The sequence below is a fragment of the Kitasatospora sp. NPDC127116 genome (assembly GCF_042677365.1).
Taxonomy (GTDB): Bacteria; Actinomycetota; Actinomycetes; order Streptomycetales; family Streptomycetaceae; genus Kitasatospora; species Kitasatospora lactacystinica.
On sequence record NZ_JBHXTL010000064.1, the window covers coordinates 1 to 25,545 of the forward strand.

23 protein-coding genes and 1 pseudogene are annotated in these 25,545 nt (G+C 73.8%); 17 read left to right on the forward strand and 7 right to left on the reverse strand.

Annotation, left to right across the window (positions count from 1 at the left end; translation table 11 throughout):
* Nucleotides 1-263 precede the first annotated feature (263 nt).
* Nucleotides 264-1,841 (forward strand): glycosyltransferase family 87 protein, encoded by a 1,578-nt coding sequence (locus tag ACFVHV_RS24270; RefSeq protein ID WP_380353367.1) that lies wholly within the window; start codon nt 264-266, stop codon nt 1,839-1,841.
* Between the two features lies 1 nt (nt 1,842).
* On the opposite strand, the gene ACFVHV_RS24275 is transcribed toward ACFVHV_RS24270, so the two are convergent.
* The 3 genes from ACFVHV_RS24275 to ACFVHV_RS24285 all read right to left on the reverse strand — a co-directional run bounded on the left by ACFVHV_RS24275 (nt 1,843) and on the right by ACFVHV_RS24285 (nt 4,530).
* Nucleotides 1,843-2,877, reverse strand: coding sequence for an alanine racemase (locus ACFVHV_RS24275; RefSeq protein ID WP_359909474.1), 1,035 nt, complete (start codon nt 2,875-2,877; stop codon nt 1,843-1,845).
* A gap of 13 nt (nt 2,878-2,890) precedes the next feature.
* Nucleotides 2,891-4,009: a peptidoglycan bridge formation glycyltransferase FemA/FemB family protein gene (locus tag ACFVHV_RS24280; protein ID WP_359909471.1), complete on the reverse strand. Its 1,119-nt coding sequence runs from the start codon at nt 4,007-4,009 to the stop codon at nt 2,891-2,893.
* Nucleotides 4,010-4,230: 221 nt separating this feature from the next.
* Complete coding sequence (locus ACFVHV_RS24285) at nt 4,231-4,530, reverse strand: hypothetical protein (RefSeq protein WP_359909468.1); 300 nt, start codon at nt 4,528-4,530, stop codon at nt 4,231-4,233.
* Nucleotides 4,531-4,852: 322 nt separating this feature from the next.
* On the opposite strand from ACFVHV_RS24285, the gene rpsF reads away from it, so the two are divergent.
* The 4 genes from rpsF (at nt 4,853) to rplI (ending at nt 6,628) form a co-directional block, all read left to right on the forward strand.
* The gene (rpsF, locus tag ACFVHV_RS24290; RefSeq protein WP_188298654.1) at nt 4,853-5,143 is read left to right on the forward strand and encodes a 30S ribosomal protein S6; all 291 of its coding nucleotides are present in this window, start codon (nt 4,853-4,855) and stop codon (nt 5,141-5,143) included.
* A 96-nt stretch (nt 5,144-5,239) separates the two neighbouring features.
* Entirely contained in the window at nt 5,240-5,848 is a 609-nt protein-coding gene (locus ACFVHV_RS24295; protein WP_359909464.1) for a single-stranded DNA-binding protein, read from the forward strand.
* Between the two features lie 79 nt (nt 5,849-5,927).
* Nucleotides 5,928-6,164: a 30S ribosomal protein S18 gene (gene rpsR, locus ACFVHV_RS24300; protein WP_030059640.1), complete on the forward strand. Its 237-nt coding sequence runs from the start codon at nt 5,928-5,930 to the stop codon at nt 6,162-6,164.
* A gap of 17 nt (nt 6,165-6,181) precedes the next feature.
* A complete protein-coding gene (rplI, locus tag ACFVHV_RS24305; RefSeq protein ID WP_359909461.1) occupies nt 6,182-6,628 on the forward strand; it encodes a 50S ribosomal protein L9 in 447 nt (148 codons plus the stop codon).
* Nucleotides 6,629-6,725: 97 nt separating this feature from the next.
* On the opposite strand, the gene ACFVHV_RS24310 is transcribed toward rplI, so the two are convergent.
* Nucleotides 6,726-8,072: an MATE family efflux transporter gene (locus tag ACFVHV_RS24310; RefSeq protein WP_359909458.1), complete on the reverse strand. Its 1,347-nt coding sequence runs from the start codon at nt 8,070-8,072 to the stop codon at nt 6,726-6,728.
* A 577-nt stretch (nt 8,073-8,649) separates the two neighbouring features.
* Between ACFVHV_RS24310 and dnaB the strand changes: the two genes are divergently transcribed.
* A complete protein-coding gene (gene dnaB, locus ACFVHV_RS24315) occupies nt 8,650-10,131 on the forward strand; it encodes a replicative DNA helicase (protein WP_359909527.1) in 1,482 nt (493 codons plus the stop codon).
* Between the two features lie 23 nt (nt 10,132-10,154).
* Here dnaB and manA read toward each other — a convergent pair whose 3' ends face one another.
* On the reverse strand, nt 10,155-11,360 hold the full coding sequence (gene manA / locus ACFVHV_RS24320; protein ID WP_380353371.1) for a mannose-6-phosphate isomerase, class I: 1,206 nt from the start codon (nt 11,358-11,360) through the stop codon (nt 10,155-10,157).
* Nucleotides 11,361-11,695: 335 nt separating this feature from the next.
* Between manA and ACFVHV_RS24325 the strand changes: the two genes are divergently transcribed.
* The 11 genes and pseudogenes from ACFVHV_RS24325 (at nt 11,696) to ACFVHV_RS24375 (ending at nt 23,515) form a co-directional block, all read left to right on the forward strand.
* A complete protein-coding gene (locus ACFVHV_RS24325; RefSeq protein ID WP_380353374.1) occupies nt 11,696-12,457 on the forward strand; it encodes a polyprenol monophosphomannose synthase in 762 nt (253 codons plus the stop codon).
* 69 nt (nt 12,458-12,526) lie between these two features.
* Complete coding sequence (locus ACFVHV_RS24330) at nt 12,527-12,649, forward strand: hypothetical protein (protein ID WP_359909449.1); 123 nt, start codon at nt 12,527-12,529, stop codon at nt 12,647-12,649.
* Nucleotides 12,650-12,758: 109 nt separating this feature from the next.
* Entirely contained in the window at nt 12,759-13,766 is a 1,008-nt protein-coding gene (locus tag ACFVHV_RS24335) for an MBL fold metallo-hydrolase (RefSeq protein ID WP_380353377.1), read from the forward strand.
* Between the two features lie 16 nt (nt 13,767-13,782).
* Nucleotides 13,783-14,724, forward strand: a pseudogene (locus ACFVHV_RS24340) (NTP transferase domain-containing protein).
* Nucleotides 14,721-15,929, forward strand: coding sequence for a molybdopterin molybdotransferase MoeA (locus tag ACFVHV_RS24345; protein ID WP_380353379.1), 1,209 nt, complete (start codon nt 14,721-14,723; stop codon nt 15,927-15,929). Before ACFVHV_RS24340 ends, ACFVHV_RS24345 begins: the two are co-directional and overlap by 4 nt.
* The gene (locus tag ACFVHV_RS24350) at nt 15,926-16,987 is read left to right on the forward strand and encodes a potassium channel family protein (RefSeq protein ID WP_380353381.1); all 1,062 of its coding nucleotides are present in this window, start codon (nt 15,926-15,928) and stop codon (nt 16,985-16,987) included. The genes ACFVHV_RS24345 and ACFVHV_RS24350 overlap by 4 nt, the downstream gene beginning before the upstream one ends.
* 43 nt (nt 16,988-17,030) lie before the next feature.
* A complete protein-coding gene (locus ACFVHV_RS24355) occupies nt 17,031-18,008 on the forward strand; it encodes an NAD(P)H-quinone oxidoreductase (RefSeq protein ID WP_359909438.1) in 978 nt (325 codons plus the stop codon).
* 151 nt (nt 18,009-18,159) lie between these two features.
* Nucleotides 18,160-18,972: a hypothetical protein gene (locus tag ACFVHV_RS24360; protein WP_380353384.1), complete on the forward strand. Its 813-nt coding sequence runs from the start codon at nt 18,160-18,162 to the stop codon at nt 18,970-18,972.
* A 352-nt stretch (nt 18,973-19,324) separates the two neighbouring features.
* Complete coding sequence (locus ACFVHV_RS24365) at nt 19,325-19,939, forward strand: bacterial proteasome activator family protein (protein WP_380353386.1); 615 nt, start codon at nt 19,325-19,327, stop codon at nt 19,937-19,939.
* Between the two features lie 314 nt (nt 19,940-20,253).
* Nucleotides 20,254-21,690 carry a protein kinase gene (locus ACFVHV_RS24370; protein WP_359897690.1) on the forward strand — a complete coding sequence of 479 codons (1,437 nt, stop codon included), beginning with the start codon at nt 20,254-20,256 and terminating at the stop codon, nt 21,688-21,690.
* Nucleotides 21,691-21,802: 112 nt separating this feature from the next.
* Nucleotides 21,803-23,515 carry a protein kinase gene (locus tag ACFVHV_RS24375; RefSeq protein ID WP_359897691.1) on the forward strand — a complete coding sequence of 571 codons (1,713 nt, stop codon included), beginning with the start codon at nt 21,803-21,805 and terminating at the stop codon, nt 23,513-23,515.
* 100 nt (nt 23,516-23,615) lie between these two features.
* On the opposite strand, the gene ACFVHV_RS24380 is transcribed toward ACFVHV_RS24375, so the two are convergent.
* Together ACFVHV_RS24380 and ACFVHV_RS24385 are read right to left on the reverse strand one after the other, a co-directional pair.
* Nucleotides 23,616-24,716 carry a phosphotransferase gene (locus ACFVHV_RS24380; protein ID WP_380353389.1) on the reverse strand — a complete coding sequence of 367 codons (1,101 nt, stop codon included), beginning with the start codon at nt 24,714-24,716 and terminating at the stop codon, nt 23,616-23,618.
* A gap of 65 nt (nt 24,717-24,781) precedes the next feature.
* Nucleotides 24,782-25,441, reverse strand: coding sequence for a response regulator transcription factor (locus ACFVHV_RS24385; RefSeq protein WP_359897693.1), 660 nt, complete (start codon nt 25,439-25,441; stop codon nt 24,782-24,784).
* Nucleotides 25,442-25,545: the final 104 nt, after the last annotated feature.

Genomic DNA, 25,545 nt, shown 5'->3' on the forward strand with positions numbered 1-25,545 from the left:
GGGGGGGGGCCGCGGCCCCCCCCCCCCCCCCCCGGGGGCCCCCCACCGGGGGGCGCCGGCGGGCCCGTGCCCGGCCCCCCCCCCCCCCCCGACGGGGGGTGGGGGCCCCCCGCCCCGGCCCCCCACCGCCGTTTTCGTCCGGATCACCGCCGTTTCCGGGCCGGCCGTCGCGTGCCGACCGGGGGCCCCCCCGCCGTACGGGGGCGCGGACCGTTGCGGGGGCCTCCTCGTCCCGACGGGATCGGTGCGGCAGGATGTCCGGCATGACGTCGAGCGATCGTGACGAAACCGCCGGCCCGGTCGGGTCCGGCGCCGCCGCAGGGCCCCTCCCGGCAGCCGTCGCCACGGCCGCGCCACCGGTCAACACCGTGGTCGTCCCGGCCGACGAGGACCCGGTGGCGGCGGCCGGCAGCGAGGTGTTCGGCGGGCCGCCGGGCCGCCGGGCGCTGCTCGGCGTCTCCTGGTGGATCCCGGCGCGCTTCCTGGCGCTCGCGGTGATCGTGGTGTCGGTGCTCGGCATGGTGCAGAAGCTGCCCTGCTACGAGCAGGCCTGGTTCCAGCCGGGCTCGCCGCAGTACATCCACGCCTGCTACAGCGACATCCCGCACCTGTTCTCCGGACGCGGCTTCGCGGCCGGGCTGCACCCGTACGTGGACCGCATCCCGGGCTCCTCGGGGGACCTCCAGTACCTGGAGTACCCGGTGCTGACCGGCCTGTTCATGCAGGTCGCGGCCTGGCTGACGCCCGGCGGCGGCGACCAGCAGAGCCAGGAGCAGTGGTTCTGGGCGATCAACGCCGGGCTGCTGATGGCCTGCGCCGTGGTCGCCGCGGTGGCGCTCTCGCGCACCCACCGGCGCCGCCCGTGGGACGCGCTGCTGTTCGCGCTCGCCCCGGTCCTGCTGCTCAACGGCACCGTCAACTGGGACCTGCTCGCGGTCGCCCTGGCCGCCGTGGCGATGGCCTGGTGGGCCGGTGCCCGGCCGGGCTGGGCCGGTGTCTTCATCGGTCTGGCCACCGCGGCCAAGCTCTATCCGCTGCTGCTGATCGGCCCGCTGCTGGTGCTCTGCTGGCGGGCCGGCAAGTGGCGCGAGTTCCGGGTGGTGCTGGGCGGCGCGGTCGGGGCCTGGCTGGTGGTCAACCTGCCGATCATGCTGGCCAACTGGCGGGGCTGGTCGACCTTCTACGTGTTCAGCAAGCACCGCGGCGAGGACTACGGCTCGTTCTGGCTGATCCTGATGCAGCGCCGCGGCGCCGGGCTGGCCGACCTCGACGTCTACATCGGCGTGCTGATGGTGCTGGGCTGCCTGGCCATAGCGTGGCTCGGCTTCTCGGCCGCGCGCCGGCCGCGCTTCGCCCAGCTGGCCTTCCTGGTGGTCGCGCTGTTCGTGCTGGTCAACAAGGTGTACTCGCCGCAGTACGCGCTCTGGCTGCTGCCGCTCGCGGTGCTGGCCCGGCCGCGCTGGCGGGACTTCCTGATCTGGCAGGCCTGCGAGGTGCTCTACACCCTGGGCATCTGGTCCCACCTGGGCCTGGTCACCGGCTCCAAGCAGCACGGGATCAGCGAGGGCTGGTACCACTTCGCGATCGGACTGCACCTGCTGGGCACGCTCTACCTGGTCGCCATGGTGGTCCGCGACGTCCTCCACCCGGACCACGACCCGGTCCGCTGGGACGGCAGCGACGACCCCTCCGGCGGGGTGCTGGACCACGCCCCGGACGTGTCCGTGCTGGGCACCGCCCGTCGGCTGCGCGAGGAGGAGAGCTACGCCGCGTACGCGCCGGCCGGCCCCGGGCAGTGGCTCGACGAGCCCGAACTGCCGGAGCCGGCCGAGAAGCCGTAGCTCAGCGGTCCACCACGCGGTCGAAGTGCGTGGTGGTGTGCCGGACCTGGAGACCGAGCTCCTCGCCGATCGCGGGGGGCGTGGTCTCCCCGTCCAGGAACAGCAGCGAGACCTGCATGTGCGGCGGCTCGGCGAACCACAGCTGCTTGCCGGCCCAGTGGAACGGCGACTTGGTCTTGTTGACCGTCGCCAGGCCGGCCCGGGCGATGCCCTTGGCCCGCGCCCCCATGCTCTGGACGTACTTGGGCGCCTCCAGGCCGATGCCGTGCGCGGTGCCGCCGGCGACCACCAGGATGTGGCCGTCGGAGGGCGCCGGGTGCTGGCGGTAGCCGTAGCGGTCGCCCTTGCGCAGCTGGGTGACGTCCAGGACGGTGGCCCGGACCTCCAGTGCGGCGTGGTCGCCCAGCCAGAGCCGGGTGCCGATCCGGGCCCGGAAGACCGTCTGCGGGTAGCGCTGGGCCAGCTGGTCCAGCCCGGCCGCGCCGAGGTGGCTGACGAACACGGTGTGCACCGGGATGCCGGCCGCCCGGGCGGTGTCCACCCAGTACGCGACCTCCTCGACGGGGCTGGAGCCGTCCGGCCGGTCCATCGGCAGGTGCAGCGCCAGGCCCTCGAAGCTCACGCCCTCCAGCTCGGCGGCGACGGTGCGCAGGTCGTCCGCGCTCACGCCGTGCCGGCGCATGGTGGTCATGCACTCCAGCACCACCCGGGCGCCGTGCAGCGCGCGCAGCGCGTCCACGCTGGCCACCGTCCGGATCACCCGGGCGTGCGGCAGCGGCAGCGCCTCCTCGCCGACCCGGTACGGGGTGAGCACCAGCAGCTCACCGCCGTACCACTCGGCGGCGTCGGCCGCCTCGTACGCGGTACCGACGGCGAGCACCCCGGTGCCCAGCAGCGTCGCCTCCTCGGCCAGCCGGTGGTTGCCCAGGCCGTAGCCGTTCCCCTTGGCGACCGGCACCAGGCCGGGGAACTCGGCGAGGACGGAGCGCTGGTGGGTGCGCCAGCGTTCGGTGTCGAGGTAGAGCGACAGCGTCATCGGGGCAGCCTCCTCAGCGGCGGGACATGTAGAGGTCGAGGGCCTTGTGCAGCAGCTTGTTGAGCGGGAAGTCCCACTCGCCGAGGTACTCGGCCGCCTGGCCGCCGGTGCCGACCTTGAACTGGATCAGACCGAACAGGTGGTCGTCCTCGTCCAGGGTGTCACTGATGCCGCGCAGGTCGTACACCCCGCCGCCGAGGGCGTAGGAGTCGCGCATCATCCGCCACTGGATGGCGTTGGACGGCTTGACCTCGCGCTTGTGGTTGGCCGAGGCGCCGTAGGAGTACCAGACGTGCTCGCCGACCACGAGCATCGTGGTGGCGGCCAGCGGCTCGCCCTGGTGGTAGGCGATGTAGAGCCGCATGCGGTTCGGGTCCTCGGCCACGAGGGCCTTCCACATCCGCTGGAAGTAGGCCAGCGGGCGCGGGGTGAACTTGTCGCGCTCGGCGGTGACCAGGTAGAGCTGGTGGAAGATCGGCAGGTCGTCGTAGCCGCCCTGGACGACCTCGACGCCGCTCTTCTCGGCCTTCTTGATGTTGCGGCGCCAGAGCTGGTTGAAGTTCTTGTGGATGTCGTCCAGCGAGCGGTTGGCCAGCGGCACCTGGAAGACGTAGCGGGGCTGGACGTCGCCGAAGCCCGCGCCGCCGTCCTCGCCCTGGAGCCAGCCGGCCTTGCGCAGCCGGTCGGCCACCTCGAAGGCGCGGGCCTCGTACCAGTCGGCCTCGACGTCGCGCAGGCGCTTGGCCTGCTTGGCGGCGATGGCCTCCTTGATGGTGGGGGCGTTCCAGCGGCGGATGACGATCGGCGGGCCCATCTTCACCGAGAACGCGCCCTGCGACTTGAGGTGCGCCAGCATCGGGGAGAGCCAGCGGTCGAGGTCGCGGTCGAACCAGTCGATGACCGGGCCCTCGGGCAGGTAGGCGAGGTAGCGCTTGAGCTTGGGCAGCTGGCGGTACAGGACCAGGCCGGCGCCGACGAGCTGGTTGGCCTCGTCGAACCAGCCGATCGACTCGGACCGCCACTCGGCCTTCACGTCACCCCACGACGGCACCTGCATGTGGCTGGCCGAGGCGCGGCTCCTGATGAAGGCGAGGTGCTCCTCGCGGGTGATCGTCCTCAGGCGCAGGCTCATTGCTCGGTGCTCCTCGTCGGTCGGGCTGCGGTGGCCCCAGTTCTCGGGCTGACCCTATCGTCCGGGGCTCGGGCACCCGTCGTGGTGGGCACGACGGCGCCCCCGCCGGGTACCTGTCTCCTCTGCAGATACGCGACGGGGGCGGCGAGGGTTCCGGGCGGGCCCTGTGGGCTCGGTCCCAGTGGCGGTGGCGGTGGCGCGGGGCGGGCGCGGGGGAGGGGTCAGCCCCAGAGACCGCCCCGGGCGATGCCGAGGTAGAAGCCGAGCGCGGCGGCGCCGAGCGAGACCATCAGGACGAAGCGCTCGGCGGTGGTGACCGAGACGAACATGCCCCACAGGCCCGTGACGATGCCGAACAGGCCGGTCCACGAGGTCAGCAGGTGCAGGTTGTGGAAGAACGAGGTGGTGAACGCGATCACGCCCAGCAGGGCGGTGACGCCCACCAGGGTGTTCTCGCGGGGGTGCGGGTGGCCGTCGGTGTTCAGCGTGAGGGCGGGCATGCGGTGGACGGACTGGGCCATGGGTCCCACCTCCTGGCGTGGAGACGAACGGGCAGGAATCCCGTTCCGTCCAGATTGCGGTGCTTGGGTCGCTCTCACAACCCCTATGCGTTTTGTTCGGCCGTCCGGGTGCAGGTAGGCTGTGCCGTCTGCACTGGTGTAGTTGTGCCCCCTTTGCGTCCGCTTCCGGGCGACGACCACTTTCGGGTGGAGCAGGGGGCCGACTGTCCGACCCGGCCGCTACGGTGGGCCGGAGTCGTCACTGCTCCGGTGCCGACGCTACGCACAACCCTCCTGCCACGGAGAGACCGTGGCCGCTGAGTCCAAAGGAGGTGGGTTACTCATGCGTCACTACGAGCTGATGGTCATCCTCGACCCCTCGGTCGAGGAGCGCGCTGTCTCCCCCCTGATCGAGAGCTTCCTCGCCGTCGTCCGCAACGCGGGTGGCAAGGTGGAGAAGGTCGACACCTGGGGTCGCCGCCGTCTGGCTTACGAGATCAACAAGCAGTCCGAGGGCATCTACTCGGTCATCGACCTCAAGGCCACGCCTGAGGTCGTCAAGGAGCTCGACCGCCAGCTGGGCCTGAGCGAGTCGGTTCTGCGGACCAAGGTCCTGCGCCCGGACACCCACTGAGCCACCTCTGAGGCCTTCGGGTCTCGGGTAGCTCGCGTCCGCTGTTTCACGTGAAACAGCGGCGAACGGACATCTTCCCGAGAGGTCATCACCACCATGGCAGGCGAGACCGTCATCACCCTCGTCGGCAATCTCGTCGACGACCCCGAGCTGCGCTTCACCCCGTCGGGTGCGGCGGTCGCGAAGTTCCGCATCGCGTCCACCCCCCGCACCTTCGACCGTCAGACGAACGAGTGGAAGGACGGCGAGAGCCTCTTCCTCACGTGCAACGTCTGGCGGCAGCCGGCGGAGAACGTGGCCGAGTCGCTGCAGCGCGGCATGCGCGTCATCGTGCAGGGCCGACTGCGCCAGCGGTCTTACGAGACCAAGGAAGGCGAGAAGCGGACGGTCTTCGAGGTCGAGGTCGACGAGGTCGGTCCGAGCCTGCGTTCGGCGACCGCCAAGGTCACCCGGGCCAACCGGTCCGGCGGCCCCGGTGGCGGCTTCGGCGGCCAGCAGGGCGGCGGCCAGCAGGGCGGCGGTAACTGGGGCGGCGGCGGTGGCGGCCAGCAGGGCGGCGGCAACTGGGGTGGAAACTCCGGTGGCGGCCAGTCCGGTCCCTCCGACGACCCCTGGGCCTCCAGCGCCCCGTCCGGTGGAAACCAGGGCGGCGGCTGGGGTGCCCCGTCCGGTGGTAGCGGTTTCTCGGAAGAGCCCCCGTTCTAAGAGCTGACAGATTTCGTGCGGCCCGGCGGCCGGCGTCCTCGGACGCCCGCCGGGCCGTGAACCCCAAATGGAGCACACAATGGCGAAGCCGCCTGCTCGCAAGCCGAAGAAGAAGGTTTGCGTCTTCTGCAAGGACAAGGTCAACTACGTTGACTACAAGGACACGAACCTGCTGCGGAAGTACATCTCCGACCGCGGCAAGATCCGTGCCCGTCGGGTGACCGGCAACTGCACCCAGCACCAGCGTGACGTCGCCACGGCCGTGAAGAACAGCCGTGAGATGGCGCTGCTGCCCTACACCAGCACCGCGCGCTAAGAGAGGGTGACCAAGTAATGAAGATCATCCTCACGCACGAGGTGCCGGGTCTCGGCTCCGCCGGCGAGGTCGTCGAGGTCAAGGACGGCTACGCCCGCAACTACCTGGTCCCGCGTGGCTTCGCCATCCGCTGGACCAAGGGTGGTCAGAAGGACGTCGACGCCATCCGTCGCGCCCGGAAGATCCACGCCATCCAGACCCTTGAGGCCGCCAACGAGGTCAAGGGTCAGCTCGAGGGCGTCCAGGTCAAGCTGGCCGTCCGCTCGGGCGAGGCCGGCCGTCTGTTCGGCTCGGTGACCCAGTCCGACGTCGTCGAGGCCATCAAGGCCGCCGGCGGCCCGGCCGTGGACAAGCGCGCCGTCGCGATCGGCTCGCCGATCAAGACCGTGGGCTCCCACAAGGTCTCGGTCAAGCTGCACTCGGACGTCGTGGCCAACCTCGACGTCGCCGTCGTGGCTGCCTGAGCTCCGTAGCCAAGGCCCGAGGGCCGGACTCCTCCGGGAGTCCGGCCCTCGGTCATTTCCGGACGGGACCCCCGAGGGAGTCCCGTCCGGAGGCGTTTCAGCCGCGCACCGCCCCGGTGACCAGCCACTTGCCGCCGCGGGCGCGCCAGGCCAGGAAGCCGGCCCGCAGCAGCATGAACAGGTTCATCGCCCACCAGAGCCCGGCCAGTCCGGTGCCGGTGGCCGGGACCGCCAGCGCCACCGGGACGAACACCGCCAGGGTCGCGAGCCCCGCCCACGCGAGGTACGGCCCGTCCCCGGCGCCCATCAGCACGCCGTCCAGCACGAAGACCAGGCCGGCCACCGGCTGGGTGAGCGCGAGCAGCAGCAGGGCGGTGTCCAGCTGGGCCCGGACGGCCGGATCGGGCGTGAACAGCGGGACGTACAGCGGGCGGGCAAGGACCACCAGCAGGCCGAGCACCAGCCCGGAGACGATGCCCCACTCGACCATCCGCCGGGTGGCGGCCCGGGCGCCGGGGGCGTCCGAGGCGCCGAGGTAGCGGCCGATGATGGCCTGGCCGGCGATCGCGATGGCGTCCAGCGCGAAGGCCAGGAAGTTGAACAGCGTCATGGTGATCTGGTGGGCGGCCACCTGGTCGTCGCCGAGCCGGGCGGCCACCGCGGTGGCGGTCATCAGCACCGCGCGCAGGCTGATCGTCCGGACCAGCAGCGGGCCGCCGGCCCTGGCACTGGCCCGGATGCCCGCCGTGTCCGGCCGCAGCGAGGCCCCTTCCCGGCGGGCGCCGCGGACCACCACGACCAGGTAGGCGGCGGCCATCCCGGTCTGGGCGAGCACGGTGCCCCAGGCCGACCCGGCCACCCCGAGCCCGGCGCCGTACACCAGGCCGACGTTCAGGCCGATGTTGGCGGCGAAGCCCGCGACGGCCACCACCAGCGGTGTGCGGGTGTCCTGGAGGCCGCGCAGCACACCGGTGGCGGCCAGCACCATGAGCATCGCCGGGATGCCCAGGGAACTGATCCGCAGGTACGTCACCGCGTGCGGCGCGGCGGTCGCCGAGGCGCCCAGCACGTCGGCCGCCCAGGGGGCCAGCAGCAGGGTGAGGAGCACGACCGGGACGGCCAGGCCCAGGGCGAGCCAGATGCCGTCGATGCCCTGCTGCACGGCGCCCCGGCGGTCTCCGGCGCCGATCCGGCGGGCGACCGCCGCGGTGGTGGCGTAGGCGAGGAAGACGAACACGCCGGTCGCGGTGGAGAGCGCGGCGGAGGCGACGCCCACCCCGGCCAGCTGGGGGGTGCCGAGGTGGCCGACGATCGCCGAGTCGGCCATCAGGAAGAGCGGTTCGGCGACGAGCGCGCCGAAGGCCGGGACGGCCAGGGCGAGGATCTCCCGGTCGTGCCGGCGTCGCGAGGGGGCCGGGGTCGGGGTCGTGGGCGAGGCGGTCATGGGCTCCAGGCTACTCATCCACAGGTAATGGATGTAAGTGCTATGTGACCATTACTCGAAATCTTGAGCGGTGCGGTTCGCCCGCTCTGTGCCCACAGCCGTTCGGAGGTGTGTGAAGAATTTCTCATGCACAGGCCCGGAACGAGGTAATCCCAGGTCAACAGGTTGACGGTGGATCGATGGTCCGGTTATCCACAGGAGCGTCCACAGGGGTGTCCACAGCTTTGCGGCAGTTCTCCACAGGAGAGGGCCGGTCATCCACACCCCCTGTGGATAACCGCCTTGGCGCAACGGCGTCCGGCGCCTTAGCGTGGGCCCTCCGCCCGACACTCCCGCCGCACCGGCGTCCGATTTGTCGGAGCCGTGGCGTACAAAGAGGAGCGGATCCGCTCCACCCAGCCACCGGCAAGCCCGCTCCAACTTCGCACCACTCGCTGATCGGGGAACACGCGTGACCGGCCCCCAGTACGACGACCACGACGCCCCGCCGCCGGAGGAGGACTGGCAGACCGCCGAGGACCCCTTCCCGGCCGGCGCCTTCGACGACGCGCCCTTCCCGGACGGCCCGGGGGACCGGCTGCCGGTCTCGCGCGGCCGCGGCGAGGGACGTCAGGGCGGTGGCCGCGACGGCTTCCAGAAGGGCGGCTTCCAGAAGGGCGGCAAGGGCGGCCGGTCGGATGGCGGCCGGCAGCGCCGGGACGAGGGCGACGGCGACGGCGGCGGCGGGGCGGACGGCTTCGAGCGCGTCCCGCCGCAGGACCTGGCCGCCGAGCAGTCCGTCCTGGGCGGCATGCTGCTCTCCAAGGACGCCATCGCCGACGTGGTCGAGGTGCTCAAGCCGGCCGACTACTACCGGCCCGCGCACGAGATGGTGCACGGCGCGATCCTCGACCTCTACGCCCGCGGCGAGCCGGCCGACCCGATCACCGTGGCCGGCGAGCTGACCAAGCGCGGCGAGCTCCAGCGGGTCGGCGGCGCCTCGTACCTGCACACCCTGGTCAACTCCGTCCCGACCGCGGCCAACGCCGAGTACTACGCCCAGATCGTGCACGAGCGCGCGGTGCTGCGCCGGCTGGTCGAGGCGGGCACCCGGATCGCCGGCATGGGCTACGCGGCCGAGGGCGACGTGGACGAGATCGTCAACGCCGCCCAGGCGGAGATCTACGCCGTCACCGAGCAGCGCACCAGCGAGGACTACGCGCCGCTCGCCGACATCATGGAGGGCGCCCTCGACGAGATCGAGGCGATCGGCTCCCGGCAGGGCCAGATGTCCGGCGTGCCGACCGGCTTCGCCGACTTCGACCAGCTCACCAACGGGCTGCACCCGGGCCAGATGATCGTCATCGCGGCCCGTCCCGCGATGGGCAAGTCCACCCTCGCGCTGGACTTCGCGCGGGCCTGCTCGATCCAGCACAAGCTGCCGAGCGTCATCTTCTCGCTCGAAATGGGCCGCAACGAGATCGCCATGCGCCTGCTCTCCGCCGAGGCGAGGGTGGCGCTGCACCACATGCGCTCCGGGAACATGACGGACGACGACTGGACGCGGGTGGCCCGCCGGATGCCCGACGTCAGCGAGGCGCCGCTGTTCATCGACGACTCGCCGAACCTGTCGATGATGGAGATCCGGGCCAAGTGCCGTCGGCTGAAGCAGCGCAACGACATCAAGCTGGTCGTCATCGACTACCTCCAGCTGATGCAGTCCGGCGGCTCCCGGCGGGCCGAGAACCGTCAGCAGGAGGTCTCGGACATGTCCCGTAACCTCAAGCTGCTGGCCAAGGAACTGGAAGTCCCGGTCATCGCGCTGTCCCAGCTGAACCGTGGTCCCGAGCAGCGCACCGACAAGCGGCCGATGGTCTCCGACCTCCGCGAGTCCGGCTCGATCGAGCAGGACGCCGACATGGTCATCCTGCTGCACCGCGAGGACGCCTACGAGAAGGAGTCCCCCCGCGCGGGCGAGGCCGACCTGATCGTCGCCAAGCACCGAAACGGTCCGACCGCGACCATCACGGTGGCCTTCCAGGGCCACTACTCGCGCTTCGTCGACATGACCCGGGACTGAGCCCGGAGCGCGCGGGGGCCCGGTCAGACGGTGACGGTGGCGCGGAACAGCGTGCTGCCGGTGCCGCGGAGGCGGGTCGGGGTGCCGGTGGCGGGGAGGAAGGCGCACTGGCCGCGGGCCAGGTCCAGGACGGTGCCGTCGGCGGCGGTCAGGCGGGTGGCGCCCTCGGTGCAGAACAGGATCTGCGGGGTGCGGCCGTCGATCCCGCGCTCCGTGCCGTCCAGGACGAAGCGGGAGAGCCGGAACTCGTCGATCGGGACGGGGTAGAGCTCCTCGCCCGGGGTGCCCGGGACCGGGGCCGGTTCCAGCACCTCGGGGGCGCCGGCCTCGAAGACCACGACCTTCAGCAGCTCCGGCACGTCGATGTGCTTCGGGGTGAGGCCGGCCCGCAGCACGTTGTCGGAGTTGGCCTGGAGCTCCACGCAGACGCCGGACAGGTAGGCGTGCGGCACGCCGGCGCCCAGGTAGAGCGCCTGGCCGGCCCGCAGCCGGACGTGGTTGAGCAGCATGCCGGCGATCACGCCGCGGTCGTCCGGGAAGTCCTCGGCGATCCGGGCGTACGGGGCGTACTCCCCGTCGGGGTCGGTCAGCGCCAGCACCTCGACGGTCCGCCGGACGGTCTCCCCGTCCAGCGAGAGGGCGGCGGTCAGGGCGCCGCGCAGCGCCTCGGACTCTCCCCCGGCCTTCGGCCGGGAGGTGCCCCCACCGGCGGCCAGCCGCTCGATCACGGGGGCGAGCCCGGGCACCGCGAGTCCGGTCAGCAGCCGGGCCGCCCCGGCGGGCCGGCGGAAGCCGCACAGGCCCTCGAAGTCGCCCAGCGCGCAGACCATCTCGGGCTTGTGGTTGGCGTCCCGGTAGTTGCGCTCGGGGGCGTCCAGGGGGATCCCGAGGGCGTTCTCGGCGGCGAAGCCGGCCCGGGCCTGGTCGAGGGTGGGGTGGGCCTGGATGGACAGCGGGATGCCCGCGGCCAGGACCTTGAAGAGGAACGGCAGGGCCGGGCCGAACCTGGCGACGCTCGCGGCGCCCAGTTCGCCCTCGGGGTCGGCGGCGATCAGCTCGTCCAGCCGGCGCGGGCCCTCGCCGCGGTCGGCGCGCGACGGCGCCCCGGGGTGGGCGCCCATCCACAGCTCGGCCTGCGGTTCACCGGTCGGCCGCTGCCCGAGCAGCTCGGGCAGGGCGGTGAGCGACCCCCAGGCGTACGGGCGGACGGTGTTGACGAGCCTGTCCATGCGCGCGGTCCTACTCCTTCGCTGTCTGGGCGGCCCCGGATGTCCCGAGTCCGGATCGCTGGGATGGTCCCGGCGGTGCGGGCGGTCCGGGCACGGGCAAGGGAAACGACCCTAGCCGACCGGTGTCACCCAACGGGAAACGGCGGGCATCGGGTGGGAGTGCCACGGTCGGGCGGGTGGTTCCCGGCGCGGTAGTAGGATGCCAGGACGCAGTAGCCTCCGCCCTGCGCGCAGTTCGCCACCGGGTCCTCCCCGGCGGGTTGCCGGCGGAGCCGCGTTCCAGAGTGCGGGCGCCGGTGTTCCGAGACCCCCGCCATCGGCCGAGAGGTTTGTACGTGACCGTGAACCAGCAGAGTTTTGCTGATCTCGGCAAGGTCCTGGTGATCATCCCGACCTACAACGAGGCGGAGAACGTCGAGCGGATCGTCGGCCGGGTCCGTGCCGCCGTGCCCGAGGCGCACGTGCTGGTCGCCGACGACAACAGCCCCGACGGCACCGGCGAACTGGCCGACAAGCTGGCCGTCGAGGACGAGCACGTCCACGTCATGCACCGCAAGGGCAAGGAGGGCTTGGGCGCCGCCTACCTCGCGGGCTTCCGCTGGGGCATCGACAACGGCTACGACGTCCTGGTCGAGATGGACGCGGACGGCTCGCACCAGCCCGAGGAGCTGGACCGGCTGCTGGGCGCGCTGCGCGGCGCCGACCTGGTGCTGGGCTCGCGCTGGGTGCCGGGCGGCCGGGTGGTGAACTGGCCGAAGTCGCGGCTGCTGCTCTCGCGCGGCGGCTCGACCTACTCGCGGCTGATGCTGGGCGTGCCGATCCGGGACGTCACCGGCGGCTACCGGGCGTTCCGCAAGGAGACCCTGCTGGGCCTGGGCATGGACGAGGTCGCCTCGGCCGGGTACTGCTTCCAGGTCGACCTGGCCTGGCGCACCGTGAAGGCCGGGTTCAAGGTCGCCGAGGTGCCGATCACCTTCGTCGAGCGCGAGCTCGGCGCGTCCAAGATGAGCCGCAGCATCGTGGTCGAGGCGCTGTGGCGGGTGACCACCTGGGGCGTCACCGACCGGCTGGCCCGGCTGCGCGGCGCCCGGCGCTGACCGACCGAACAGCCCTCGCCGTGGCCGAAGGGCCCGTCCGCCGGAACCGGTGGACGGGCCCTTCCGCATGTGATCCACCGGGACCTCGCCGCCGAGCGGGCCGCCGTCTTCGCGCCGCGCGGGCAGGTGAGGGCCGAGCCGGAGCGGGCCGCCCGCCGGGCCGAGGGACCGGCCGCCCGGAGCGCGGTGTGACGTGGAGCGGAGGCGCGCCCCGCCGGGCGCGCCTTCCGCGCATTCGGCCGCCGGTGCTCCCATGCTGTAGGGCGCAGGACATCCGACCGCCGACCAGAGGGAGCAGCCCGTGACGACGTCCCCGTCCGAGGAGAGCGCCGGCGCGGAGCGTGCCCAGGCCGGGCCGGACCGCTCCGGCGGGCCCGCCGGGCCGGCCGCGGGCGCCGAGCCGCCGGAGGCCGGACAGCCGGCCCGGCCGCTGGAGGTCGCCGTCTTCACCGGCCCCGAGTCGGCCTTCTTCGCCACCTCCACCCTGATCCTCGGCGAGCGGACCGCGATCCTGGTGGACGCCCAGCTGACCCGCAGCGCCGGGCGCGAGCTGGCCGAGTGGGTCGCCGGCAAGGGCAGACGGCTGCTCGCCGTGGTGGTCACCCACCAGCACCCGGACCACTACTTCGGCGCCGAGGAGGTGCTGCGGCTCTTCCCCGACGCGCAGCTGCTGGCCGCCCCGGCCGTGGTCGAGGGCATCCGGCGCACCGTCGCCGCGAAGGTCGCGCAGTGGAAGCCGGTGTACGGCGACGACATCCCGGACCACCCGCTGATCCCCGCCCCGCTGCTGCCGCAGCCGCTGATGCTGGACCGCCAGGTGATCCCCGTGCTGCTGCTCGGCCAGGCCGACTGCGGGGACTCCACGGTCGTCCACGTGCCGAGCGTCCGCACCGTGATCGCCGGGGACTTCGTCCACAACGGCACCCACGTCTGGACCGCCGACACCACTCCGGCCCAGCGCACCACCTGGGGGCACAACCTCGGCCGGATCGCCGACCTCGGCGCGGACCGGGTGATCGCCGGCCACCGCGCCCCGGGCCAGGGCGACGACGCCGCCCGGGTGCTGGCCTTCACCGGCGAGTACCTCCAGGACTTCGACCGGCTGCTGGCCGAGCACCCGGACGACCCGGAGGCGCTGGTCACGGCGATGAACGAGCGGTACGGGGAGCTGACCCTGCCGTCCATCCTGGAGCTGGGCGCGGCGGCCAACACCGCCCGCGCGGCCGCGCCCGGCGCGGACGCGCAGGACGCGCAGGAGGCGCAGGACACGCAGGAGCGGCCGGAGGGCGACGGGACCGCGGCGCGGTAGGGCGGATACTGGCCGCATGACGCCGTACGACGTGATCGTTCCGGCGGGCGGGGCCGCCCGGCGCCTCGGCGGCGCCGACAAACCCGGGCTGACCGTGGGCGAGACCACCCTGCTGGACCGGGTCCTCGCCGCCTGCGCGGGCGCCCGTACCGCCGTCGTGGTCGGCCCGGCCCGGCCGACCGAGCTCGGCGGCGTCCACTGGACCAGGGAGCGGCCGCCCGGCGGCGGGCCGGTGGCCGCCGTCGCCGCCGGGCTCGGCCTGGTCACCGCGGACACCGTGCTGCTGCTCGCCGCGGACCTGCCCTTCCTGGACCGGCGGACGGTGGAGCGGCTGGTCGCCGCCCTCGACGGGGCCGGCGCGGCCGCGGACGCCGCCGTGCTGGTCGACGCGGGCGGCCGCGACCAGCCGCTCGCCGCCGCCTACCGCACCGGCCCGCTGCGCGCCGCGCTGGCCGCGCTCGGCGATCCGGCCGACCAGCCGCTGCGCCGCCTGGTCGGCGGGCTGGCCCGGCTGCGGGTGGCCGACACCGACAACGTCGCCTACGACTGCGACACCTGGGAGGACCTGGAGCAGGCCCGCGAGCGCGACCGGACGTGACCCTCACCGGCACCGTCACCGGCGTGTGAGCGAAACGACGCGCGCCGCACCCGGGGCGAACACCTCGGCGAACCGGCCATCGGGCAGCATGGGCGCATGGAGCGCACGCTGGATGACTGGATCGCCGAGGTCAAGGCCGACCTGGGCATCGACCTGGACGTCGACGTCCGTGGTCTGCTCGACACGGCCCGGGTGGTCGCGCACGGAGTGGCCCGGCCGGCCGCACCGCTGACCGCCTTCCTGATCGGCTACGCGGCCGCCCGGCAGGGCGGCGGGGCGCAGGCCGTCGCCGAGGCGGCCCGGCGGACCGAGGCGCTCGCCGAGCGCTGGGTCGCCGCCGAGCGGCCGGACGAGTCGTGAGCGCGGTCGGACAGTCCACCGTGGCCGCACCGTCCACCGGCCCCGGCGTGCTGAGCTGGCCCCGGGCCCGGGAGACCGCGCGCCGGGCCGGGCTGCGCCCGCTGCCCGGGGTCCGGGCCCCGCTGGCCGAGGCGCTCGGCCGCACCCTCGCCGAGCCGCTCTCCGCGCTGACCGACCTGCCCGCCTTCGACACCTCCGCGATGGACGGCTGGGCGGTCGCCGGCCCCGGTCCGTGGCGGGTCGCCGGCCGGGTGCTGGCCGGCCGGGCCGAACCGGCCGCGCTGGCCGACGGCACCGCCGTGGAGATCGCCACCGGCGCCCAACTCCCGCCCGGAGCCACCGCCGTACTGCGCCGTGAGCACGGGCGGACGGACGGCGTGCTGCTGCACGACCGCGGTCCGCAGCCGCTGACCACCGGCCAGGACGTCCGCCCGCGCGGCCAGGAGTGCCGCCGGGGCGAGGAGTTGCTGCCGTCCGGCGCTCCGGTCGGGCCGGCCGTGCTCGGCCTGGCCGCCGCCTGCGGCCACGACCGGCTGTCGGTCCACCGCCGCCCAGAGGTCCAACTGCTCGTCCTGGGCGACGAGTTGCTCACTGCCGGGGTGCCCGGTCCGGGGCTGGTCCGGGACGCGCTCGGGCCGCTGCTGCCGCCCTGGCTGCGGGCGGCCGGCGCCGACCCGGCCGAAGTGGGGTACGTCCGGGACGACTTCGGGCTGCTCCGGGACGCGCTGCGGCACTCCACCGCGGACCTCGTGGTCACCACCGGCGGAACGGCCGCCGGGCCGGTCGACTTCCTGCACCGGGCGCTCGCCGACGTCGGCGCCCGGCTGCTGGTGGACGGCGTCGCCGTCCGGCCGGGCCACCCCATGCTGCTGGCCGAACTCCCCGGCGGACGCCACCTGGTGGGCCTGCCCGGCAACCCGCTGGCCGCCGTCGCCGGGACGGTCACCCTCGTCCTGCCGTTGCTGCACGCCCGCAGCGGGCGGACCGTCGGCGCCCCCGTCCTCGCCCCGGCCGCGGCGGCCCTGCCCGGGCACCGGACGGACACCCGGCTCCACCCGGTCCGGCGGACCGCCGGGGGCGTCCTGCCGCTGGCCTTCGACGGACCGGCGATGCTGCGCGGGCTCGCCCGGGCCGAGGCGCTGGCCGTGGTGCCGCCCGGCGGGGCGGCGGCGGGCGAGCCGGTCGAACTCCTGGAGGTGCCGTGAACCGATTCCGACGCAACCTGGCCCCGGGGACGGAGCCGTGGGCGGACGCCGGGATCGTGCTGCCCGCCCGGCGGGCCGATCCCGCCGTCCGGCAGGTCGGCTTCCGGCTGCTGCTGGCGCTCGCCGTCCTGGTCGCCACCTCGTTCATCGTCTACCTGGACCGGGCCGGCTACAACGACAACGCCGGGGGCGAGCTCAGCTTCCTGGACGCGGCGTACTACGCCACGGTGACGCTCTCCACCACCGGGTACGGCGACATCACCCCGTTCAGCGACAGCGCCCGGCTCACCAACATCTTCGTGATCACCCCGCTGCGCGTGGTGTTCCTGATCATCCTGGTCGGCACCACCCTGGAGGTGCTCACCGAACGGACCCGCCTGCAATGGCGGTTGAACCGCTGGAGGTCCACCGTGCGCGAGCACACCGTCGTCATCGGCTACGGGACGAAGGGCCGCAGCGCCGTCGACACCCTGCTCGGACAGGGGGTGAAGAAGGAGGAGATCGTCGTCGTCGACCCGCAGCGCAAGGTGATCGACCACGCCGCCCAGCACGGCCTGGTCGGGGTGGTCGGCGACGCCACCCGCACCGACACCCTGGTGCGCGCCGCGCTGCCCACCGCCGCCCGGGTGGTGGTCGCACCGGAGCGGGACGACACCGCCGTGCTGATCACGCTGACGGCCCGGCAGCTGAACAAGGCCGCCACCGTGGTCGCCGCCGTCCGGGAGGACGAGAACGCGCCGCTGCTGCGGCAGAGCGGGGCCGACGTCGTGGTCACCAGCTCCAGCTCGGCCGGACGGCTGCTCGGGATGTCGATGCTCAGTCCGCACGCCGGGGCGGTGATGGAGGACCTGCTGACGTACGGCAACGGGCTGGACGTGGTGGAGCGCCCGGTCACCCGGGCGGAGGCCGGGCACAGCCCGCGCGAGTGCGCGGACCTGGTGGTCGCGGTGGTCCGGGGCCGACGGGTGCTCAACTACACCGAGCCGGAGGCCGCCGTGCTCCAGCTCACCGACCGGGTGATCGTCATCAAGTCCAGTACGGTCCTGCCGACCGGCTGAGCCGTACCGCGCAACCGCCCCGCCCCCGCAGTAGGTTCGGGGCATGCATGCGATGACGATTCCCGTACCCGGAGGTCCCGAGGCGCTGGTGTGGGCCGAGGTGCCCGACCCGGTGCCCGCCGAGGGCGAGGTCCTGGTCGAAGTGGCGGCCACCGCCGTCAACCGCGCCGACCTGCTCCAGCGGCAGGGCTTCTACAACCCGCCGCCCGGCGCCTCGCCCTACCCGGGGCTGGAGTGCGCCGGGCGGATCGTCGCGCTCGGCCCCGGGGTGTCCGGCTGGGCGGTCGGCGACGAGGTGTGCGCCCTGCTGTCCGGCGGCGGCTACGCGCAGCTGGTCGCGGTGCCCACCGGGCAGCTGCTGCCGCTGCCCGCGGGGCTGTCCGTCGAGCAGGCCGCGGCGCTGCCCGAGGTCGCCTGCACGGTGTGGTCCAACGTCTTCCTCACCGCGCACCTGCGGCCCGGCGAGACGGTGCTGCTGCACGGCGGCGCGAGCGGGATCGGCACGATGGCGATCCAGCTGGCCAAGGCGGTCGGCGCGCGGGTCGCGGTCACGGCGGGCAGCCGGGAGAAGCTGGCGCGCTGCGCCGAGCTGGGCGCGGACATCCTGATCGACTACCGCGAGCAGGACTTCGTCGAGGCGCTCCGGGAGGCCACCGGCGGGGCCGGGGCGGACGTGATCCTGGACATCATGGGCGCCAAGTACCTCCAGCGGAACGTGGACGCGCTGGCGGTCAACGGGCGGCTGGTGATCATCGGACTCCAGGGCGGGGTGAAGGGCGAGCTCGACCTCAACGCGCTGCTGCGCAAGCGCGGCGCGGTGATCGCCACCAACCTGCGCGGGCGGCCGCTGGCGGAGAAGGCGGCGATCGTGGCGGCGGTGCGGGAGCACGTGTGGCCGCTGGTCGAGTCCGGGGTGGTGCGGCCGGTGGTGGACCGGGTGCTGCCGCTGGCCGACGTGGCCGAGGCGCACCGGGTGCTGGAGCGCGGGGAGCAGGTCGGGAAGGTCGTGCTGCGGGCCTGAGAAGGGGGGCGGCCCGGCGGCGCGGCGACACCGGTCAGGGCGTGAAATCGCCCGAAATGCCGTACCGCCGGGGGCGTGCGAATCTGGTCCGGAGCAGTCCCGCCGCCGATCCCGCCCCCGGGCGCCGTCGGCCGTCGGAAGGACTCCGACCGTGGCCGCATCACCGCACGCATCCCTCGGGCCGCTGCCCGTCGCGCCGCACCACCGTCGTACTTCCCGCCGCTCCCCGGGCCGTGTCCAGCGGCTGGTCGCGGCGGCCGTGCTGGGGCTCACGCTCCCACTGGCCGCCGCCTCGGCGGCGATGGCACTGCCCTCGTCCGCGGTGCTGTCCCCGCCGGAGGCGGCTCCCTCGCCGGACGCGGGGGCGAGCGCCGGGCAGGGCGGGGAACCGGACACCTCCGGGCCGGTGGCCGCGCCGCGGCGGCGGCCGGTGCCGCACCCGCATCCGAAGCCGGACGGCGACCTCCCGCAGGCCCACCGGCACCACCCGGCCTCGCTGCCCGAGCGCTCCGACGCCGCCGTGGAGCAGGCCCCCGAGCAGGCACCCGAGCAAGCGCCGGAGCAGGCGCCGGAGCAGGCGCCGGACCGGACCGCCGACCGGGCCGTCGAGCAGGCTCCGGAGCAGGGCCCGGAACAGAATCCGGAACAGAATCCGGAGCAGGCCCCCGACCGGGCCGCCGAGCAGGCCCCGGAGCAGGGCGTCGAGGCCGAGTCGCCGGAGACCGACGGGAAGGCGGCGGAGGGCGAGGCCCCCGGCGATGCCGCCGCCACGGACCCGGCCGCCGTGGACACCGCGGACGCCGCCACTGCCGCCGGACAGCCGGTCGCGGCCGTCGCCGCCGTGCCCGCGATCTTCCCCGTCCACTGGCAGGACGCCTCCACCACCCAGCTGCCGCTGGGCGTCGGTCTGGGGCTGATCGGCTGCGGCCTGGGACTGGTCGGCGTGCGGCTGCGCAAGGGCTGAGGCGCGGGTGCCGCGACCGGGTGCGGTGGCGCGGGTGCCCGCGGCGCTGGTGCCACGGCTAGGGGACCGCGTCCGGGCGGGCGGCTCCGGGGCTGAGGGGCGGAACCGGAGCGTTCCCGGGGGCGGCGCGCCCGGTGCGGGGCCGGGATTCCGGCGGGCGCGCGGCGGCGGGCCGGTGCGGTCCGGTCCGGGGCACCGTCGGCGGGCGCGCGGCGGCCGGGGAGCGGGAACTGAGTATCCGTACGGATTCCCGTGCGGCGGCCGGGGGCGTACCTTCGTCACGGGTGGCGCAGGACGGCGGGACGACCGGGGGCTTCCGCCCGACCAACCCCAGTGAGAGAGAATGTTGTTCATGACGAATCCGATGAACGAGCGCCCGTCGCAGGAGCCCTTCCGGGCCGCCGGCGGGCAGTCGCAGGACGGCCAGAAGGTGCTGATCGTCGGACCGGACGGGCTGCCCGTGGGCCAGGGGTTCGCCGGCACGGTCGGGGACGGGGACGACGAGGGCGACGTGCCGCGCGAGCTCCCGGTGACCGAGATGGTCGAGCAGCCCGCCAAGGTCATGCGCATCGGCAGCATGATCAAGCAGCTGCTGGAGGAGGTCCGGGCGGCGCCCCTCGACGAGGCGAGCCGGGCCCGGTTGAAGGACATCCACGCGAGCTCGATCAAGGAGCTCGAACTGGGACTGGCCCCGGAGCTGGTCGCCGAACTGGAACGGCTGTCGCTGCCGTTCACCGACGACACCATCCCGACCGAGGCCGAGCTGCGGATCGCCCAGGCCCAGCTGGTCGGCTGGCTGGAGGGCCTCTTCCACGGCATCCAGACGGCCCTGTTCGCGCAGCAGATGGCGGCGCGGGCCCAGCTGGAGCAGATGCGGCGGGCACTGCCGCCCGGTCTGAACAGCGGCGAGTCGGACGAGGACGAGCCGGGACCGGGCCGCGGCATCCGCTCCGGCCCCTACCTGTAGCCGCAACCGGCGGGTACCCGCCGGTACCCGCCGGCGGGTACCGGCCGGTCCGCCCGGACCGCCGCCGGACCGGACGTACCACGACGGTCCGCCCCGGCCCCGGCCACCGGGACCGGGGGGCGGCGGCCCGGGACCGCTCCCCGGCCCTGGGCCGATCACCGTCGGCGCGAGCCGATACCCTGACCCCTGTCGCCGGCCGGTGGAACCGCCGCGACAGGGGCCCGCCGGGCCAGCGGGCCGGGCCCACCACGCACGGACGAGACCGAACGTCAGGCTGCGGCGAGCACGCCCGCGCCGAGGGGGAGCAGAGGACCATGAGCGAGCACGGCAACGCGGCGGTCGAGGGCTTCTCGCTGGGCAACGGCCGCTATGTGCTGCAGCGGCTGCTGGGCGAGGGCGGCATGGCCTCCGTGCACCTCGCCCACGACCGCGTGCTGGACCGGCAGGTCGCGCTGAAGAGCATGCACAGCGAGCTGGGCCGGGACGACTCGTTCAAGGAGCGGTTCCGCCGCGAGGCCCAGGCCGTGGCCCGGCTGGAGCACCCCAACATCGTCACGGTGTACGACAGCGGCGAGGACGTCGCCGCGGACGGCTCCAGCACGCCGTACATCGTCATGCAGCTGATCGACGGCAAGGGTCTGCGCGAGGCGATCAACGAGGCGATCGGCCAGTACGGCGCGATGCCGGCCGAGGAGGCCCTGAAGGTCACCATCGGCGTGCTGAACGCGCTGGAGGCCTCGCACGACATGGGCCTGGTGCACCGCGACATCAAGCCCGGCAACGTCATGTTCGACCGCAAGGGCAACGTCAAGGTCATGGACTTCGGCATCGCCCGTGCGCTGGAATCCGGCGTCACGTCGATGACCCAGACCGGCATGGTGGTCGGCACCCCGCAGTACCTCTCGCCCGAGCAGGCGCTCGGCAAGCCGGTGGACGCCCGCTCCGACCTGTACTCGGTCGGCGTGATGCTCTTCGAGATGATCACCGGGCAGCTGGTCTTCGACGGCGACTCGGCGTTCTCGATCGCCTACAAGCACGTCCAGGAGGAGCCGCCGGCCCCCTCCACCCTCAACCGCTCGGTCACCCCCGAGGTGGACGCCTTCGTCGCCCAGGCGCTGCGCAAGGACCCGGCGCACCGGTTCCAGAGCGCGGCGGCGATGCGGGACGAGGCGGAGCGGCTGATCGAGGCCGCCAAGGGCGGCGGCAACGGGCAGTGGCTGCAGGCCAGCACCCCGCTGGTGATCAACGAGGGTCCGCGCTCGGTGCACGCCGCCCCGCAGGCCCCGCAGGCGCCGCACAACCCGCAGACGCCTCAGCCGCAGTACCTCCAGCAGGGCGGGCCGCAGCAGTACCGGACCCCGCCGCCGGCGTACCCGACGCCGCAGCCGCAGACCCCGCACCCCTTCCCGCAGCAGTACCAGACCCCGCCGCCCGCCTTCCAGCCCCCGCGTCCGCAGGCACCGCACACCCCGCACCCGCAGTTCCTGCAGCAGGGCGCGCCGCAGGCGCACACCCCGCCGCCGCAGCCGATGCCGCCGTACCAGCAGCCCAAGGCGCCCAGCGGCGGCGGCTGCTCGACGGCCGTGGTCGTGATCGGGATCATCGTCGGCGTGCTGGTGCTCGCGGGCATCATCATCGCCATCGTGGTCAACAAGGCGGACGTGAAGACCGGCGGCAAGTACAGCCACGGGGAGCGTCCCGCCAACGTGCTGGTCGTCGACCTCCCCGCCGACCGGAATGGCCTGCTCTGACGGATTCCGGCCGGTTCGGGGGTGCCGCGTCCGTCCGCCGGAAGCGGTAGCGTTCGGGGATACGTAAGCGACAGGGCAGCGCGATCCGAGCGAACGCCCGGGGCGAGGAGCGATGGCACAGACGCAGCAGCCGGACGACGACGCGGGTGTCCGAGCGGTCGGCCGGACCGGCGGGACCCCGAGGATTCCCGAGCCCGGCAGCGAGGCCCAGACCTCGGCGCTGCCGCCGTTCGGCGGTCCGCAGACCCCGGGCCGCGGCACCGCCGTGCCGCTGAGCACCGTCGGCGACGGCCGCTACCGGCTGACCTACCGGCTCGGCCGTGGCGGCATGGCCGAGGTGTTCGCCGCCGAGGACGTGCGGCTCGGCCGCACCGTCGCGGTCAAGCTGCTGCGCGGCGAGCTGGCCCAGGACGACGTCGCCCGGCTGCGCTTCACCCGCGAGGCACACGCCGTCGCCGCGCTCAACCACCACTCGATCGTCGCGGTCTACGACACCGGCGAGGAGTACGTCGGGGACGAGTCCACGCCGTACATCGTGATGGAGCTGGTCGAGGGCCGCACCGTCCGCGAGCTGCTGGCGGACGAGGAGGCGCCGCCGGTCGACCAGGCGCTGATCATCATCGCCGGGGTGCTGGAGGCGCTCGCCTACAGCCACCGCAACGGCATCGTCCACCGTGACATCAAGCCCGCCAACGTGAGCATCACCAACGCCGGCGCGGTCAAGGTGATGGACTTCGGCATCGCCCGGGCGCTCACCGGCGGGGCGACCACGATGACCCAGACCGGCATGGTCATGGGCACCCCGCAGTACCTCTCGCCCGAGCAGGCGCTCGGCAAGCCGGTCGACCACCGCTCGGACCTGTACGCGGCCGGCTGCATGCTCTACGAACTGCTCACGCTGCGCCCGCCGTTCACCGGTGACACCCCGCTGTCCGTGGTCTACCAGCACGTCCAGGACCCGCCGCTGCCGCCCTCGCAGGCCAACGGCCGGGTGCCGACCGGGCTCGACCCGCTGGTGCTGCGCTCGCTCGCCAAGAACCCGGACGACCGCTTCCAGGACGCCGACGAGTTCCGAGCCCACGTGCAGCACGCGCTGCGCGAGATGCACGGCGCGGGCGGGGCCGTCTGGGCGGGCGCGACGGCGGGCGACACCGGCGCGACCCAGGTGCTCCGGCCGGACCAGGCCGCGGCCACCGCGGCCTTCGGCGCGGTGGGCCCCGGCGACCAGACCTCCGTGCTGCCGTACCCGACGGGCGGCCCGCACACCCCCTCGTCGCCCTATCCGGCGGCCGGCGGCCCGTACGGCGACGGCGCGGGCGAGGAGGACGGCGGCGGCCGGCGGCGCGGGCCGTGGGCCTGGGTGGCCGGTGCGATCGCCGTGCTGGTCGCGGCCAGTGCGGGCATCGCCTTCGCGCTCAGCGGCAACGACAGGATCGACCCCACGGTGTCCCCGACGCAGCCCCCGGCGGTCACCAGCAGCGACACGCCCGTGCCGGTGCAGAGCGGCCTGACGCCCCCGCCCACCTCGGGCTCCGGCAGCAAGAAGCCGCAGCAGCCGACCGACCCCAACACCACCGGGAACACCACCGGGAACAGCGGCAACAACATGTCGCCGTCGCCCGGCTGGGGCAAGCACACGCCGACCCCGACGCCGACCGGGACCGCGAGCCGCACGCAGACGCCCGCCTCGACGGCGCCCACGACCGGTGGCGCGACGCCCGGCGGCGGGGGCGGCAACACGCCGCCGCCGAACCCGCTGCCGACCAAGACGAACCCGCCGGTGACGTTGCCGCCCTCGCTGCCCGCGCAGCCCGGGAACGGCTGACCGGCCGACCGACCGACGGGCCTCGACCGGCAGACCGGCTGACCCGCCTCGACCGGTCCTGCCGACCTCGCGGGTCGGCCGGACCGGCCGGTGGACGCGGTCAGTTGGCGAAGGCGTCCAGGACCTGTTCGTACTCCTGGCACCACCACGCCAGCTGCCCCGCGGAGGCGGGGTAGAGCGGGTCGGCCCGGTGGTCGGCCCGCTGGTAGCGCCACTGCAGCATCCAGAAGTCGTTCAGCCGCTCCCACCAGACCCGGTGGACGGCGGCGGCCAGGTGCTCGGCGGTGGCGGCGCCGGAGGCCCGGTAGGCCTGTGAGTAGCGGCGGATCCGGACCAGGTCGAGGACGCCGGACGAGCGGTCGTTGAAGAGCAGCGTGGCGGCCCGGACCGCCTCCTCGGCGCGTGGCTGCGGGCCGAGCTTGTCCCAGTCCAGGACGGCCGTCACCCGGCCGCCCCGCGGGCCGTCGTCGTACAGCAGGTTGAGGCCGTGGAAGTCGCCGTGGGTCCAGCCGGTGGGGGGCGCGGCAGCCGGGGCGGGGCGGCGGTGGGCGTGCTCGGCGAGCAGTTCCAGCCGTTCCGTGAGCCGTTCCACCACCAGGGCGTCCAGCTCCCCGGCGGGGTGCTGCTCGCGGGCGCGGCGCCGCAGGTCGTGGGCGAGGGCGGCGCTGTCGACGGCGTCGGCGCTCCGGTATCCGGCGGGTTGTTCGAGGGGGGCGCAGACATCGTCGAGTGCGCCGTGCAGCCGGCCGAGCAGCGTGCCGAGCGCGTCGCACTGCGACGGTTCGAGCTCGCCGCCGTGCCGGTGCCGGCCCTCGACCCAGGGGAACAGCGCGAACAGCCGGCCGCCCCACGAGGCCACCGTGCCGGACCGTTCGGCGCAGGCCAGCGGGGGTGCGACGGGCAGTCCGAGGGCGTTCAGCGCGGCCATCGCGCGGTGGTGGGCGACGATCTTCGGGCGGCTGGCGGTGGCGGAGTCGACGTAGCACTTCAGGAAGTACGGACCGGCCTCGGTGGTGACCAGGTACCCCCGGTTCAGCAGGCCCTCGGCGACCGGTTCGGCGGTCAGCAGCCGTCCTGTCCGGTAGCGGGCCAGTACCTCGGCGAGCGCGCCCAGCGGGACGGGTGGGCTGAGGGTCCCCATCGGCGGTGCGGAGAGGTCGGGGCGGGCCGGGGCGCAGGCGAGGGTCTGGCTGAAAGTCACGTGCAGAGGTTATGGCCCCCTTGCGGGGGCCCTTGACAAGCCGTCAGTTCTGTGCAGTCGTGCGGTCAGTACTGGTGGTCGGCCTGGTGCCGCGCCACGAAGGCGGCTGCCTGGGTGCGCCGCTCCATGCCCATCTTGGCGAGCAGACTCGAGACGTAGTTCTTCACCGTCTTCTCGGCCAGGTGCAACTCGTTGCCGATCTGACGATTTGTCATACCTTCGCCGATCAAATCCAGGATCCGCCGCTCCTGCTTCGTGAGCTGGGCGAGCCGCTCGTCCTCCTTCTCCCCGCCGTCGCGCAGCCGGGCGAGCACCCTGCTGGTGGCGATCGGGTCGAGCAGCGAGCGGCCGGCCGCGACGTCCCGGACGGCGGTGATCAGGTCGGTGCCGCGGATCGCCTTCAGCACGTAGCCGGAGGCGCCGGCCATGATCGAGTCGAACAGCGCCTCGTCGTCCGAGAACGAGGTCAGCATCAGGCACTTGATCTCCGGCAGCCTGGACCGGATCTCGCGGCAGACCTCGACCCCGTTGCCGTCCGGCAGCCGGACGTCGAGCACCGCCACGTCCGGGTGGACCGCCGGGATCCGGGTGAGCGCCTCGGCGGCCGTGCCGGCCTCGCCGACCACCTCGATGTCGTCCTCGACCGAGAGCAGATCGTGCACGCCCCGCCGGACGACCTCGTGGTCGTCGAGCAGGAATACCCTGATTTGTCCGTTATCAGTCACGTCCAAAGCCTCCCATACCACCGTACGAAAGACCTATCACCCGTACCCCGGTCACGACGTGATCCGGCCAGAGCCGTCCGAAACCGATACCGAGAACCCCCTTA

Excerpts from the sequence above, each read along its gene's own strand:
- ACFVHV_RS24270 (WP_380353367.1), top strand. The coding sequence starts at position 264 with ATGACGTCGAGCGATCGTGACGAAACCGCCGGCCCGGTCGGGTCCGGC.
- ACFVHV_RS24275 (WP_359909474.1), bottom strand. The coding sequence starts at position 2,877 with ATGACGCTGTCGCTCTACCTCGACACCGAACGCTGGCGCACCCACCAG.
- ACFVHV_RS24280 (WP_359909471.1), bottom strand. The coding sequence starts at position 4,009 with ATGAGCCTGCGCCTGAGGACGATCACCCGCGAGGAGCACCTCGCCTTC.
- ACFVHV_RS24285 (WP_359909468.1), bottom strand. The coding sequence starts at position 4,530 with ATGGCCCAGTCCGTCCACCGCATGCCCGCCCTCACGCTGAACACCGAC.
- rpsF (WP_188298654.1), top strand. The coding sequence starts at position 4,853 with ATGCGTCACTACGAGCTGATGGTCATCCTCGACCCCTCGGTCGAGGAG.
- ACFVHV_RS24295 (WP_359909464.1), top strand. The coding sequence starts at position 5,240 with ATGGCAGGCGAGACCGTCATCACCCTCGTCGGCAATCTCGTCGACGAC.
- rpsR (WP_030059640.1), top strand. The coding sequence starts at position 5,928 with ATGGCGAAGCCGCCTGCTCGCAAGCCGAAGAAGAAGGTTTGCGTCTTC.
- rplI (WP_359909461.1), top strand. The coding sequence starts at position 6,182 with ATGAAGATCATCCTCACGCACGAGGTGCCGGGTCTCGGCTCCGCCGGC.
- ACFVHV_RS24310 (WP_359909458.1), bottom strand. The coding sequence starts at position 8,072 with ATGACCGCCTCGCCCACGACCCCGACCCCGGCCCCCTCGCGACGCCGG.
- manA (WP_380353371.1), bottom strand. The coding sequence starts at position 11,360 with ATGGACAGGCTCGTCAACACCGTCCGCCCGTACGCCTGGGGGTCGCTC.
- ACFVHV_RS24355 (WP_359909438.1), top strand. The coding sequence starts at position 17,031 with ATGCATGCGATGACGATTCCCGTACCCGGAGGTCCCGAGGCGCTGGTG.
- ACFVHV_RS24365 (WP_380353386.1), top strand. The coding sequence starts at position 19,325 with ATGACGAATCCGATGAACGAGCGCCCGTCGCAGGAGCCCTTCCGGGCC.
- ACFVHV_RS24370 (WP_359897690.1), top strand. The coding sequence starts at position 20,254 with ATGAGCGAGCACGGCAACGCGGCGGTCGAGGGCTTCTCGCTGGGCAAC.
- ACFVHV_RS24375 (WP_359897691.1), top strand. The coding sequence starts at position 21,803 with ATGGCACAGACGCAGCAGCCGGACGACGACGCGGGTGTCCGAGCGGTC.